This window comes from Micromonospora maritima (genome assembly GCF_902825405.1).
GTDB classification, from domain to species: domain Bacteria; phylum Actinomycetota; class Actinomycetes; order Mycobacteriales; family Micromonosporaceae; genus Micromonospora; species Micromonospora maritima.
Window position 1 is genome coordinate 1 of the sequence record NZ_CADEAU010000140.1, and the last position, 11,735, is coordinate 11,735.

The 11,735-nt window shown below is 72.2% G+C and carries 18 protein-coding genes; 8 read left to right on the forward strand and 10 right to left on the reverse strand.

The genetic code is table 11. The features are described from left to right. The 4 genes from HUW36_RS15060 to HUW36_RS15075 form a co-directional block, all read left to right on the forward strand. Positions 1-750: MFS transporter (locus tag HUW36_RS15060; RefSeq protein ID WP_484502590.1), on the forward strand; the 750-nt coding region annotated here is incomplete at its 5' end. Positions 751-1,238: 488 nt separating this feature from the next. Beyond that, positions 1,239-2,105, forward strand: coding sequence for an SDR family oxidoreductase (locus HUW36_RS15065; protein ID WP_246248182.1), 867 nt, complete (start codon positions 1,239-1,241; stop codon positions 2,103-2,105). A gap of 36 nt (positions 2,106-2,141) precedes the next feature. Then, a complete protein-coding gene (locus HUW36_RS15070; protein WP_091567555.1) occupies positions 2,142-2,339 on the forward strand; it encodes a hypothetical protein in 198 nt (65 codons plus the stop codon). A 53-nt stretch (positions 2,340-2,392) separates the two neighbouring features. Then, on the forward strand, positions 2,393-2,941 hold the full coding sequence (locus HUW36_RS15075) for a YbaK/EbsC family protein (protein ID WP_174528755.1): 549 nt from the start codon (positions 2,393-2,395) through the stop codon (positions 2,939-2,941). Positions 2,942-2,977: 36 nt separating this feature from the next. On the opposite strand, the gene HUW36_RS15080 is transcribed toward HUW36_RS15075, so the two are convergent. The 4 genes from HUW36_RS15080 to HUW36_RS15095 form a co-directional block, all read right to left on the reverse strand. Next, entirely contained in the window at positions 2,978-3,610 is a 633-nt protein-coding gene (locus HUW36_RS15080) for a DsbA family oxidoreductase (protein WP_174528741.1), read from the reverse strand. 20 nt (positions 3,611-3,630) lie between these two features. Then, complete coding sequence (locus tag HUW36_RS15085) at positions 3,631-4,056, reverse strand: SufE family protein (protein WP_174528742.1); 426 nt, start codon at positions 4,054-4,056, stop codon at positions 3,631-3,633. 94 nt (positions 4,057-4,150) lie between these two features. Continuing rightward, positions 4,151-4,570, reverse strand: a complete 420-nt coding sequence (locus HUW36_RS15090; RefSeq protein WP_174528743.1) for a CBS domain-containing protein — start codon at positions 4,568-4,570, stop codon at positions 4,151-4,153. A 55-nt stretch (positions 4,571-4,625) separates the two neighbouring features. After that, positions 4,626-6,347 carry a proline--tRNA ligase gene (locus tag HUW36_RS15095; RefSeq protein ID WP_174528744.1) on the reverse strand — a complete coding sequence of 574 codons (1,722 nt, stop codon included), beginning with the start codon at positions 6,345-6,347 and terminating at the stop codon, positions 4,626-4,628. Between the two features lie 86 nt (positions 6,348-6,433). On the opposite strand from HUW36_RS15095, the gene HUW36_RS15100 reads away from it, so the two are divergent. Continuing rightward, positions 6,434-6,808, forward strand: coding sequence for a VOC family protein (locus tag HUW36_RS15100; protein ID WP_174528745.1), 375 nt, complete (start codon positions 6,434-6,436; stop codon positions 6,806-6,808). Between the two features lie 65 nt (positions 6,809-6,873). Here HUW36_RS15100 and HUW36_RS15105 read toward each other — a convergent pair whose 3' ends face one another. From HUW36_RS15105 to HUW36_RS15120, 4 genes are read right to left on the reverse strand one after another with little or no spacing between them, the layout of a single operon-like run. Further along, positions 6,874-7,638: an ABC transporter permease gene (locus HUW36_RS15105; RefSeq protein ID WP_174528746.1), complete on the reverse strand. Its 765-nt coding sequence runs from the start codon at positions 7,636-7,638 to the stop codon at positions 6,874-6,876. Beyond that, on the reverse strand, positions 7,635-8,414 hold the full coding sequence (locus HUW36_RS15110) for an ABC transporter ATP-binding protein (RefSeq protein ID WP_174528747.1): 780 nt from the start codon (positions 8,412-8,414) through the stop codon (positions 7,635-7,637). Before HUW36_RS15110 ends, HUW36_RS15105 begins: the two co-directional genes overlap by 4 nt. Then, positions 8,411-8,791, reverse strand: coding sequence for a DUF1048 domain-containing protein (locus HUW36_RS15115; RefSeq protein ID WP_174528748.1), 381 nt, complete (start codon positions 8,789-8,791; stop codon positions 8,411-8,413). Before HUW36_RS15115 ends, HUW36_RS15110 begins: the two co-directional genes overlap by 4 nt. Positions 8,792-8,793: 2 nt before the next feature. Further along, complete coding sequence (locus tag HUW36_RS15120; RefSeq protein WP_174528749.1) at positions 8,794-9,141, reverse strand: PadR family transcriptional regulator; 348 nt, start codon at positions 9,139-9,141, stop codon at positions 8,794-8,796. 107 nt (positions 9,142-9,248) lie between these two features. Here HUW36_RS15120 and HUW36_RS15125 point away from each other — a divergent pair, with 107 nt between their 5' ends. Beyond that, a complete protein-coding gene (locus tag HUW36_RS15125) occupies positions 9,249-10,022 on the forward strand; it encodes a class I SAM-dependent methyltransferase (RefSeq protein WP_174528750.1) in 774 nt (257 codons plus the stop codon). On the opposite strand, the gene HUW36_RS15130 is transcribed toward HUW36_RS15125, so the two are convergent. Continuing rightward, on the reverse strand, positions 9,997-10,191 hold the full coding sequence (locus tag HUW36_RS15130) for a DUF397 domain-containing protein (RefSeq protein ID WP_174528751.1): 195 nt from the start codon (positions 10,189-10,191) through the stop codon (positions 9,997-9,999). The two genes, HUW36_RS15125 and HUW36_RS15130, sit on opposite strands and share 26 nt — an antisense overlap. Beyond that, entirely contained in the window at positions 10,182-10,985 is an 804-nt protein-coding gene (locus tag HUW36_RS15135; RefSeq protein WP_174528752.1) for a helix-turn-helix domain-containing protein, read from the reverse strand. The genes HUW36_RS15130 and HUW36_RS15135 overlap by 10 nt, the downstream gene beginning before the upstream one ends. A gap of 95 nt (positions 10,986-11,080) precedes the next feature. On the opposite strand from HUW36_RS15135, the gene HUW36_RS15140 reads away from it, so the two are divergent. Next, entirely contained in the window at positions 11,081-11,401 is a 321-nt protein-coding gene (locus HUW36_RS15140) for a hypothetical protein (protein WP_174528753.1), read from the forward strand. Positions 11,402-11,486: 85 nt separating this feature from the next. Continuing rightward, the coding region (locus HUW36_RS15145) for a putative immunity protein (RefSeq protein WP_343044327.1) at positions 11,487-11,735 on the forward strand (249 nt) is incomplete at its 3' end.

The window sequence follows — 11,735 nt, forward strand, 5'->3', positions numbered from 1 at the left end:
GGCGCGCCGGCGCGGATCGGCTGGGCCTGTGGGGCGGGGGTGAGCGCCGCACTGCTGCACCACGGGGGGCAGCAGCGCGGCGTGCTCGCCGCCGGCCTGATCGGCGCGGCATTGATCGGCTTGCTCGTCTGCGTGCCGCGTCTGCTGCCGGCGGGCTTCCTGCGGGCGGCGCGCGGACTGCCGACGGTGATCGGGCTGCGTGGGTTGGCCTCGGCGGCCTTCGTCGGCGCGGAGGTGGTGATCCCGCTGATGCTCTCCCGGGAGCGCGGGTTCTCACCGACCGGCGCCGGGCTGGTGCTGACCGTCGGTGCGCTCTCCTGGTCGGTGGGGTCGTGGATCCAGGGCCGGATCCCCGCGCCCCGCTCGGCGGCCAGCCTGCCCCGGGCCGGCCTGGCCTGCATCGCCGTCGGCACGGCCGGCGTCACGTCAGCCCTGCTGCCGGGGGTGCCGGTCGCGCCGGCGGTGCTCGCCTGGTCGGTCGCCGGGCTCGGGATGGGCCTGCTCTATCCCTCGCTGTCGGTGCTCACCCTGGAGTTGTCCGCCCCGGCCGAGCAGGGCCGGAACAGCTCGGCGCTGCAACTGGGCGACTCGTTGGCCGCCGCCGTCGTGCTCGCGCTGACCGGTGCCGTCCTGGCCGCCGGCTCGTCGCCCGGTCCGGTGAGCTACGCGAGCACGCTGGCGGTCGCGGCCGGCTGTGGCCTGCTCGGCCTGCTTCTCGCCGGCCGCGTGGTCCCTCGCCCGGCCGGCTGACCGTCCCGTTCGGGCTTCGAGCCCGGCGTCGCGTGACCGGCGCTCGGGGCGTGCGTCCCCAGCCTTCGGACCGACCCGGATGCCGGGGACGGGTCAGGTACCGACCCCCTGCATGAGCCAGCCACGCTCCGTAACGCCCACTGGTCGGACCTCCCGCCAAGAGCGATATGACTCAGCGGCATAAATATGACGCTGAGGTATATCGCTCTTCGGACGACCGCTTCTTCGGAAGCTGTGATCACGGAGTTCGCGTCGGCATTCCGGCCGCCTGCTGACCGAAACTCCTTGGTCAACGACGGGGGCGGCGTCGAGGCCAGCCGGTGGATGGGATCGTGCGGACCGATTCGGGCCGCGGGAGTTGTCGGGTGGCGCAGGATCGGGTGGGGAGTGACACCACACGGATCGAACCGGCGGTGGTCCGACGGGCTGTCACGATCCGGACCGGCGTCCCGTCCATCCCTCGCGCCCGAAGGACCGTCGGCCGGCGGATGAGGGCGCAGATCGGCCGGCTGGCCGGGCTGTGGCTGGTCGCGTGGGCGTGGACGGGTGGATGGGTGTGGGCGGGAGGAGTGGCGATGCGGGTGCTGGTGACCGGGGCGACCGGACGACTCGGGCGGGTGGCGGTGCCCCGGCTGCGGGACGAGGGTTTCACCGTTCGGGCGGTGAGCCGTCGGCCGCGTGACGGCGCCGGCGTCGAGTGGGTGGTCGCCGACCTGGGCACCGGCGCCGGGTTGGCGGAGGCGGTCGACGGGACGGACGCCGTGCTGCACCTGGCCTCGTCGCCCGGTCGACGCACCCACGAGATCGACGTGCTCGGCACCCGCCGGCTGGCCGTGGCCGCCGGGCACGCGGGGGTGCGCCACCTGGTGTACGTCTCGATCGTCGGCGTGGACCGGGTGCCGCTCGGCTACTACCGGCACAAGCTCGCGGCCGAGCAGGTGGTGGCCGTCGGCCCGGTGCCGTGGAGCGTGCTGCGGGCGACCCAGTTCCCCGGGTTCCTGGCGGACCTGCTGCGCGGCGCGAGCCGGCTCGGCCCGGTGTTCGGGGACCCGGCCGTGCTCGCCCAGCCGGTCGACCCCGGCGAGGTCGCGGACCGACTCGCGGTGCTGCTGCTCGCCGGACCGTCCCACCGCACCGAGGACTTCGGCGGGCCGGAGGTGCTCCGCTTCGACGAGGCAGCCCGGGCCTGGCTGGCCGCCCGCGGATCGCGGCGTCCGGTGGTCCCGCTGCGGATACCCGGGCGGCTCGGCCGGGAGCTGCGTGCCGGCGGCCTCACCACGACCGCCACCCCGACCGGTGTCCGGACCTGGGCCGATCACCTCGCCGACACGTACGGGGGAACCGGCGGAAGGTGAGACCTGGTCGGCTCCGGATCGACCTACGGTGACCGCATGCTGGTCTTCGTCGCCACCGTGGTGCTCTACGTCTTCGGCTTCGTCTTCCTCTACGGCGTGATCCGGGTCGGCGTCCGGCACGGGATCGAGGACGCCGAGGCGAACCGACCCGAGGTGCTGCGGCGGCGGCAGCTCGGCGCCACCGAGAACCGGGACTTCGCCCAGGAGAACGCGTTCCTCACCAACCCCAACTGAGCCGCGGGGCCGACGAGCGGATGCCCGGCACGGGTGCGAGGATCGCAACCGTGATGGGGACGCTGAAGACCGAGCCGGCCCGGGCGCGGCTGGACCTGCTTGCTCCGCCGGTCGCCGCGGCGGTGGAGCGGTGGCCGGACGAGGCTCCGGTGAACGTGGACGAGGTGCTGGTCGCGCCGATCGACGCCGAGCTGGCCGACACGGCGGCCTTCTGCGAGGCGTACGAGGTGGGGCTGGAGGAGTCGGCCAACTGCGTGGTGGTCGCCGGCAAGCGGGGCGGCGAGACGCGGTACGCGGCCTGCATCGTGCTCGCCACCACCCGGGCGGACGTCAACGGCGTGGTGCGCCGGCTGCTCGACGTCCGCAAGGCGAGCTTCGCGCCGATGGCCGAGGCGGTGGAGCTGACCGGCATGGAGTACGGCGGAATCACGCCGATCGGGTTGCCCGAGGACTGGCCGATCCTGGTCGACTCGCGGGTGATCGCCACCCCACACGTGATCATCGGATCGGGCGTACGGCACAGCAAGATCGCCCTGCCCGGGCCGGCGCTCGGCGCGCTGCCCGGGGCGAGGGTGGTCGAGGACCTGGCCAGGCCGGCCTAGGACGTCATCCGCATCGATCTTGTTCCACGTGAAACATCACCCGGCCGCTTCGCGCTGCGCCACCTCGCGCAGCGCGGCGAGCAGCGTCTCGGGCTCCTGGGCGCCGACCACCGCGTACTTCCCGGCGAGCACGAAGGTCGGCACGCTGGAGACGCCGAGCTGGTGTGCACCGCTCAGGTCGGCGGCCACCTCGCGGCGGCCGAGGTTGGACTCCAGGTGGCGCCGGGCCTCGGTCTCGTCCAGGCCCACCTCACCGGCCAGCGTGACGAGCGTGTCGACGGAACCGACGTCCAGGCCGTCGAGGAAGTGCGCCCGGTAGAGCCGTTCGACCGTCTCGGCGGCGCGGCCGTGCTCGGTGGCGAAGCGCACCAGCCGGTGCGCGTCGAACGTGTTCGCCGCGACCGCGCGGTCGAACCGCAGGTCGAGACCCGCGCCGGCAGCGACCTGGGAGACGTGGGCGGCCATGCCCTCGGCCTTGTCCCGACCGCCGAACTTGTCACCGAGCGCGTCGAGCAGCGGCTTCGGCTCGGTGACCGGCGTCGGGTCGAGCTGGAAGGGCCGGTACCGGACGGTGACCTCGCCGTCGTACGACTCCAGGGCCTGTTCGAGCCGGCGCTTGCCGATCCAGCACCACGGGCAGACGACGTCGGCGTAGATCTCGATCTCCATGACCAGCGACAACCCGCCGGTCAGGCGATCTGTTCCCGCACCTGGCGCTTGAGCCGGGCCAGGATGGCGGTGCCGCCGCGTACCCGGAGCGGGCTGATCGCCTGGGCCAGGCCCATCCGCTGGTAGAGGTCGTCCGGGACGGCCAGCACCTCCTCGGCGCTCGCCCCGGCCAGCCCTTCGGCGAGGATGCCGGCGAAGGCCCGCGTGGTGGGCGCCTCCGGCGGGCAGTCGAAGAGCGTGCTGACCGTCTTGTCCGCGTTGACCTCGGCGCGCAGGAAGAACGCGGTCTGGCACTCGGGGACCTGCTCCAGCTCGGCCCGGTCCACGCCCTCGGGCAGGGGCGGGATCACGTCGGCGAACTCCAGCAGCATCTCCAGCACGACGTCGCGCGGTGCGGCGGCGAACTCGTCGACGATCTCGGCCAGCTTGGTCGGCATCTCGGGCATGGGTCGAGGCTATCCGCCGCGTCGGGCGCGAGCGGGTGGGGTGTTAAGAGGGGGCCCTTCCTCTACCGGAGGCGTTAAGAAGGGGCCCCTCCTTTCACACGTTCGGAGCGGCCTCGCTGATGTCGCTGAGCGCCGACTGGGGGTCGAGCTGCATGGCCAGGTCACCGAGGGAGACGATGCCCACCAGCTTGCGGTCGTTGTCGCAGACCAGCACCCGCCGGATGTTGCGCTCGCGCATCAGCGCCGCCGCCTCGTTCGCGGTGCAGTGCTGCTCGATCATGACGACCTCACGGGTGATGATCGACCCGATGGTGGTGGTGCCCGGGTCGGCGCGCTCGGCCACCGCCCGCACCACGATGTCGCGGTCGGTCAGCATGCCGGCCAGCGTGGCGCCGTCGGTCACCACCACGTCGCCGATGTCCGACTCCTTCATCACGCGGGCCGCCTCGTCCAACGGGGTTTCCGCCGGCAGGTAGACCACCTGTCTGGTCATCACGTCACTGACGCGGTACATGAGAGCCTCCGAAACGCCTCGGTCGATCCTCCTGCGGTACCCGGTGGCGCGTTCGCTACACCCCGTCGCGGCGCGTCGCGCCCACCTCGTCGCGGCGCGTCGCGCCCACCTCGTCGCGCAGCCGCTCCACCACACCCTCCACCGGCAGTTCGGTCCGCTCGCCGGTGGCCCGGTCGCGCAGCTCGACGTACCCGTCGGCGAGACGGCGGCCGACCACGACGGCGCGCGGGACGCCGATCAGCTCGGCGTCGGTGAACTTCACCCCGGCGGAGACGTGGGTGCGGTCGTCGACCAGCACCCGCAGGCCGGCGGCGGCCAGCCGCCCGCCGAGGTCGAGCGCCGCCTCGAGCTGCGGCCCTTTGCCGGCGACCACCAGGTGTACGTCGCAGGGCGCGACCGCGGCCGGCCAGACCAGCCCTCGGTCGTCGTGGTGCTGCTCGGCCACCGCGGCGACCGCACGCGACAGCCCGATGCCGTAGCTGCCCATGGTCGGCCGGACCGGCTTGCCCTCGGGGCCGAGCACGTCGACGGCGAACGCGTCCGTGATCCGGCGGCCGAGCTGACGAACGTGCCCCACCTCGATGCCCCGTCGCATGGTCAGCCGACCGTCGTCGCAGGCCGGGCAGGGGTCGCCGGGGCGCACCTCGGCCGCCTCGATCGTGCCGTCGGGGACGAAGTCGCGCCCGCACACCACGTCGGTGGCGTGCCGTCCCGGCTCGTTGGCCCCGGTCAGCCAGGTGGAGCCGGTGACCACCCGGGGGTCGACCAGGTAGCGGATGTCGTGCTTGGCCAGGATCTGCGGCCCGAGGTAGCCCCGGACCAGCTCGGGGTGCGCGGACCAGTCGTCGAAGACCGCCACGGTGGCCGGGTGCAGCGCCGCCCCGACCCGCGTGAGGTCGACGTCGCGGTCGCCGGGGAGGCCGACGACCAGCAGTTCGGGCTCCCCGGACCCGGGCCGGCGGACGGTCAGCACCACGTTCTTCAACGTGTCGGCGGCCGTCCAGTCGGTGCGGCCGGCGAGCGCGCGGGTGTTGGCCAGGTCGACGAGGGACGCGATGGTCGGCGTCTCCGGCGTGTCGTGCACCTCCGTGGCCGGGTGCGTGCCCGGGTCGGCGGCCGCCGGGGCGCGGGTCACGACGGCCTCGACGCGGGCCGCGTGGTGGCAGGCCGGGCACTCGACCCAGGTGTCCTCGCCGGCCGGCGCGGTGGCCAGGAACTCCTCGGCCACGGATCCGCCCGGCGCGTGCACCACGGTGACGTCCAGTCCGAGCCGGGTGAAGACGCGCCGGTAGGCCTCGCGGTGGCGGTCGTAGGCGGCCCGGAGCCCGGCGGGGTCCAGGTCGAAGGAGTAGCCGTCCTCGGTCAGCATCTCGCGTCCGCGCAGCGCCCCGGCGCGGGGGCGGGCCTCGCCGCGGAACGTCGTCCGGATCTCGAACAGCGTGACCGGCAGGTCCCGGTACGAGGTGAGCAGGTCCTTCACCAGCAGCGCGGCCGTCTCCTCGGGGGTCGGCGCGGGCAGGTGACCGGCGTCCTTCGGGTCCGCCGGAAGCAGCGTCGGGAAGTGCACCTCCTGGTCGCCGAGCGCGGTCACCTCGTCCCGGACGATCGCGGTGATCCGGTCCAGCACCAGCTTGCCCAGCGGCAGCCAGGCGTAGCCGCCCGACGCGGCCCGGCGTACGTAGCTGGCGCGGAGCAGCAGCCGGTCGCTCGCCACCTCGGCGTCGGCCGGGTCCTCGCGCAGGGTCCGGTGCAGCAGGGTCGACATGCGCAGCAGCATGGCCGCAGCGTACGGCGATCGCCGCCGGCCGGGCGATCCCTTCGGCGGTTCCGGTGACGGTCGTACCGTCGGGGTAGGAAGGCCGCATGACACAGCGACCTCGGTTCTCGTTGACCACCACGGTGCTCGACGCACCGTCCGCACAGGACCTCGCCGCCTTCTACGAGCGGATGCTCGGCTGGCCCCGCCGCGAGGACGAGCCGGACTGGGTCGTCCTCGTCCCGCCGGACGGCGGCGCCGGGCTGGCGTTCCAGGACGAGCCGGCCTACGTGCGACCGGTCTGGCCGGCGGGCCCGGGCGACCCGCCGATGATGCTCCACCTGGACATCAAGGTCGACGACCTCGACGTGGCATCGGCGTACGCGGTGTCGCTCGGCGCCACCGTGCCCGACTTCCAGCCCCAGGACGACGTGCGGGTGCATCTCGACCCGGCCGGGCACCCGTTCTGCCTCTACCTCTGAACGGTGACCTGTACGCGACGACAGCGCCGCATCCACGGATGCGGCGCTGTCTCCCGTACCAGCGGTCAGCTGACCTTCCTGCGGTAGATCGCCGTCGCGCCGGCGTAGGCGGCGACGAGCAGGCCGGCACACCAGGCGAGGGCGATCCAGATGTCGTTGCCGACGGGTTGCTCCGCGAACAGCGCGCGGAGGGTGTTCACGATCGACGTGACCGGCTGGTTCTCGGCGAACCAGGCGACCGGGCCGGGCATCGAGTCGGTGGGGACGAACGCCGAGCTGATGAAGGGCAGGAAGATCAGCGGGTAGCTGAACGCGCTCGCGCCGTCGACGGTCTTGGCGGACAGGCCCGCGATGACGGCGACCCAGGTGAGGGCGAGGGTGAACAGGACCAGAATGCCGGCGACGGCGAGCCAGTCCACCACGGACGCCCCGGTGCGGAACCCCATGGCCAGCGCGACGCCGGTGACGATCACGAGCGAGGCCAGGTTGGCGACGAGTGAGGTCAGGACGTGCGCCCAGAGCACCGAGGGTCGCGGGATCGGCATCGACTGGAAGCGCTCGAAGATGCCGCCCTGCATGTCCAGGAACAGGCGGTACGCCGTGTAGGCGATGCCGGAGGCGATCGTGATGAGGAGGATGCCCGGCAGCATGTAGTTGATGTACGAGCCGCCGGATCCGATGTCTATGGCACCGCCCAGCACGTACACGAAGAGCAGCATCAGCGCGACGGGGGTGACCGCCGTGGTGATGATGGTGTCCGGGCTGCGGAGGATGTGCCGCAGGGAGCGGCCGGTGAGGGTGCCGGTGTCGCTGAGGACGTGGGTGGTCATCGGGATTCCCCTCCGCTGTGGCCGACGAGGGCGAGGAAGACGTCCTCGAGGGTCGGCTGCTTCTCGACGTACTCGACCCGGGCGCGCGGCAGGAGCTGCTTCAGCTCGGTGAGAGTGCCGTTCTGGATGATCGTGCCCTCGTGCAGGATCGCGATCCGGTCGGCGAGGTGTTCGGCCTCGTCCAGGTACTGGGTGGTCAGCAGGATGGTGGTGCCGTCCTCGGCGAGCTGCCGCACGGTCCGCCAGACCTCGATGCGGGCCTGCGGGTCGAGGCCGGTGGTCGGCTCGTCGAGGAACACGACGGGCGGGTTGCCGACCAGGCTCATCGCGATGTCGAGCCGCCGGCGCATGCCACCCGAGTACGTCCCGGCCCGGCGAGCGCCGGCGTCGGTGAGCGAGAAGCGGGCGAGCATGTCGTCGGCGACCGCACCGGGGTTCTTCAGGTGGCGGAGCTTCGCGACCAGGACCAGGTTCTCCCGGCCGGTGAGCACCTCGTCGACGGCGGCGAACTGACCGGTCAGGCTGATCGACTCGCGTACCTCGCGCGGAGCCGAGGAGACGTCGAAGCCGTGCACGGTCGCGGTGCCGCCGTCCGCCTTCAGCAGCGTCGAGAGGATCCGCACCAGCGTGGTCTTTCCGGCGCCGTTCGAACCGAGCAGGGCGAAGATGCTCGCCGCCGCCACCTCGAAGTCGACGCCCCGCAGCACGTGCAGGTCCCGGTAGGACTTGGTGACGCCCCGCACGCTGATCGCGGGTTCGCGCGTTCCGGTGGTCATGCGTCCTTCTCCCCGCTGGTGTCGCCGGCGGCGGCGTCGATCGCCGTCCGGAGGCGTGCGCGCTCCTTGTCGATCCACTGCCGGCCCGAGTACGCCCGCACGAACGTCTCGGCGAACTCGACCGGGTCGTCGCCGACGATCGCGCGGACCGGCGTGCCGTCGGCCGCCGCGCGCTCCCACAGGTCGACGAAGTCGCCGAGCATCGTGACGAGGGTGTTCCCGTCGACGATCCCGCCCTGGTACATGAAGTACCGCTGGAGCGCCTGGGCGGCGGTGCGGTGCGGCTCCGGCAGGGCCTCCATGCGGGCCATGTGCTGCTTGTACTGCTTCTTCTGGTCGAGCGATCCGACGAGCGTCTCGATCCACTTCGCGGCCATGCTCATGCTCCTTCATCCGTTCGGTCGTCGTTGTCACGAAGTTGCTCGATGCGCTCGGTGAGGACGCTCCACGTCCCCCAGAACTCGGCGAGCTGCTCCCGCCCCTTGGCGTTGAGCGAGTACACCTTCCGCGGGGGTCCCTTCTCGGAGGGAACCTTCTCCACGTCCACGAAGCCGCGTTGCTCGACGCGGACGAGCAGCGCGTAGATCGTGCCTTCCGCGATGTCCGAGAATCCGCGGTCGCGCAGCCACGCGGTGATCTCGTAGCCGTAGGCGGACCTGCGGGCCAGGATCGCCAGGACGATGCCTTCGAGAGTGCCCTTGAGCATCTCGGTCATCTGGTTGCCCACGTCGTCATCTCCTCGCTACCAAGTGACGCTGACTACCAGTAGAAAGTAGCACTAGGTACCGGTAGATAGCAACGCTGAATACCGAGCACTTTGTCTACGGTCGACGGGTGACCACCACACCGTCGGCTCGCGCGGTGAGCCAGTACGCGACCACGACCGGCAACCTCTCCGCGCGCATCGCGCTGCACGCTTACGGCACGAACCCGCAGGACTGGTTCTCCTGGCTCGGTGCACGGCTGCCGCTGGCCGGGGACGTGCTGGAGGTGGGCGCCGGCACGGGTGAGCTGTGGCGGCGGGTGGACCGTCCCGCGTCCGGGCTGCGGCTCACCCTGACCGACTTCTCACCCGCCATGTGCGCCCGGCTGCGCGAGGTGCCCGGGGCCCGGGTGCAGCGCTGCGACGCCGCCCGCCTGCCCTACGCCGACGCCGTCTTCGACGCGGTGATCGCCAACCACATGCTCTACCACCTCGACGACCCCGACGCCGCGCTGCGCGAGTTCGCCCGGGTGCTACGCCCGGGCGGCCGGCTGGCGGTGGCGCTCAACGGCCGCGACCACCTCGCCGAGCTGGACACGCTCGGTCCCGCGGTCGGCCGCACCGACGTGGCCGCCGGGTTCCACCAGGACGGCACCACCGCCGAGGAGGCACCGGCCCGGATCGCCACCCACCTGGGCGACGTGACGGTCGAGCGCTACCCGGACGAGCTGGCGGTGCCCACCGTCGAGCCGGTCCTCGCCTACCTCGCCAGCATGGTCGGGCCGCTCACCGCCGCGCAGGAGTCGGCCGTCCGGGACCAGGTCCGCGCCCGCATCGAGGCCGAGGGCGCCTTCCGGGTACGCAAGCACACCGTGCTGATCAGCGCGACGCGCGGCCCCCGCTGACCCGGACGAAGGCACGCCAGGCCGCCGGGCTGAACGTGAGGACGGGCCCGGTCGGGTCCTTGCTGTCGCGCACACCGACCACCCCGACGAGATTGTCCGCCACCTCGACACAGTCGCCCTGGGTGCCGCTTCGGGTGGACTTGCGCCAAGCCGCGCCGGTCAGCTCCACGAGGTCATCACGTCCTTCATCAGCTCGACCGACTGCTGGCGCGGAAGAGCCTCACTGCGGACGCTCTCCCACCTGGACAGCAGGATAGCCACGTCCTCGTCGTTGTCGACCACCACACCGCCGAGCTGGTTCTCCAGGTGGCCGACCCACCCGCCATCCGCTCCCCGGGCGAGTGCGAACGGGCCGACGAGGCCGACGTGCACGGTGACGCGGGTCGGAACAATGTGGACGTCGATGTGCGGACGTTCGGCGCACGCGATCAGGTGCGCGATCTGCTCGACCATCAGCCCGCGGTAGCCCTCGTCCGCTCGGCGCAGGACCGACTCCTCGACCACGGCGATGTATTTCGGATGGTCGGCGCTCGACAGGATCGACTGCCGATCCAGTCGCACCCCGAGCCGCCGCTCGACCTCGTCGTCGCTGATCAGATCATCCGTGCGGATCATCGCGCGGGCGTAGTTCTCGGTCTGAAGCAGCCCGGGCACCAGAGTCGGTTGGTAGGTGCGCAACTGTTGAGCCTGGCGTTCGGCGTCGAGCCAGGGGCGGAACCAGCTCGGCTGGCCGTCCCGCTCGGCGAGCGTGAGCAGCGACGTCAGCAACCCGCCGGTGCCCAGCACCTCGTCGGCCCGCTTCAGGAAGAACCGGTCCAGCGGTCGCTGGCCCAGCTCCACCGCCGACACCTGCGAGTTGGAGAAGTGCACGAGCCTCCCGAACTCCTCCTGGCTCAGCTCGGCCTTGAGCCGCAGCCGCCGCAGTTGGGCGCGGATCAGCTCGGCGGTCGGCTCGCTCTCCACCCGTCCTCCTCGCTCACCGGCCGGCTTCCCGACCCCTTCCCGGGTCGGCGCCGACGACTTCCGAGCGTAGTGGTTTCCTCAGCAGACTGTCACGCATGATCCTCCCCGTACCCCGGCTCGGGCCGTACCCGGACCGGCCGCGCCCCTACCCGCCGGACCACCCGGCCCACCTGCCGATCCGGCCGCTCTGGCTGTGCCGGGCATGCGGCGCGCCGTGGCCCTGTGCGCAGGCGCGCCTGCTGCTCAAGGTCGAGTACGCCGACCACCCCGTCGACCTGGCCGTCTACCTGTCCGGGCTCTACCACGAGGCCACCCACGACCTGTTCCGGCTCAACCCGCACGACGGGCCCACGCCGCGCGAGCTGTTCGACCGGTTCGTCGGCTGGGGGCCGTACCGGCGGGGCGTCCGGGGCTGACCACCGGTTGAGGCTTTCCAACGCTGCCGAGCGCCGAGGTCGGTGCGAAGCCTCAACCGAAGGTTCAACGATACGATTCAAGGGCATGACCACCGGAGACTTCGACCTGACCATGGACGAGCTGCGTGACGTGACCCGCTACGTCACCCGGCACGCGGAGGACGTCCTGCCGGTCTACGAACGGGCCGTACCCGGCGACCCACGCCCCCGCGCGGCGATCGAGGCGGCCCGCGCGTTCGCCGACGGCGCCGACCGGACGAACCGGCAACGGGTCACCTCCGTCGACGCGCACCGGGCCGCCCGCTCCGCACCGTCCGAGGCCGCGCGCCTGGCC

Bases quoted from the DNA above. Each gene is read 5' to 3' on its own strand.
- HUW36_RS15105 (WP_174528746.1), bottom strand. From the start codon at position 7,638: ATGACCACCCACGTCCTCAGCGACACCGGCACCCTCACCGGCCGCTCC.
- HUW36_RS15080 (WP_174528741.1), bottom strand. From the start codon at position 3,610: ATGGAGATCGAGATCTACGCCGACGTCGTCTGCCCGTGGTGCTGGATC.
- HUW36_RS15090 (WP_174528743.1), bottom strand. From the start codon at position 4,570: ATGTACCGCGTCAGTGACGTGATGACCAGACAGGTGGTCTACCTGCCG.
- HUW36_RS15115 (WP_174528748.1), bottom strand. From the start codon at position 8,791: ATGGCCGCGAAGTGGATCGAGACGCTCGTCGGATCGCTCGACCAGAAG.
- HUW36_RS15110 (WP_174528747.1), bottom strand. From the start codon at position 8,414: ATGACCACCGGAACGCGCGAACCCGCGATCAGCGTGCGGGGCGTCACC.
- HUW36_RS15065 (WP_246248182.1), top strand. From the start codon at position 1,239: ATGAGGGCGCAGATCGGCCGGCTGGCCGGGCTGTGGCTGGTCGCGTGG.
- HUW36_RS15095 (WP_174528744.1), bottom strand. From the start codon at position 6,347: ATGCTGCTGCGCATGTCGACCCTGCTGCACCGGACCCTGCGCGAGGAC.
- HUW36_RS15085 (WP_174528742.1), bottom strand. From the start codon at position 4,056: ATGCCCGAGATGCCGACCAAGCTGGCCGAGATCGTCGACGAGTTCGCC.
- HUW36_RS15070 (WP_091567555.1), top strand. From the start codon at position 2,142: ATGCTGGTCTTCGTCGCCACCGTGGTGCTCTACGTCTTCGGCTTCGTC.
- HUW36_RS15100 (WP_174528745.1), top strand. From the start codon at position 6,434: ATGACACAGCGACCTCGGTTCTCGTTGACCACCACGGTGCTCGACGCA.
- HUW36_RS15140 (WP_174528753.1), top strand. From the start codon at position 11,081: ATGATCCTCCCCGTACCCCGGCTCGGGCCGTACCCGGACCGGCCGCGC.
- HUW36_RS15075 (WP_174528755.1), top strand. From the start codon at position 2,393: ATGGGGACGCTGAAGACCGAGCCGGCCCGGGCGCGGCTGGACCTGCTT.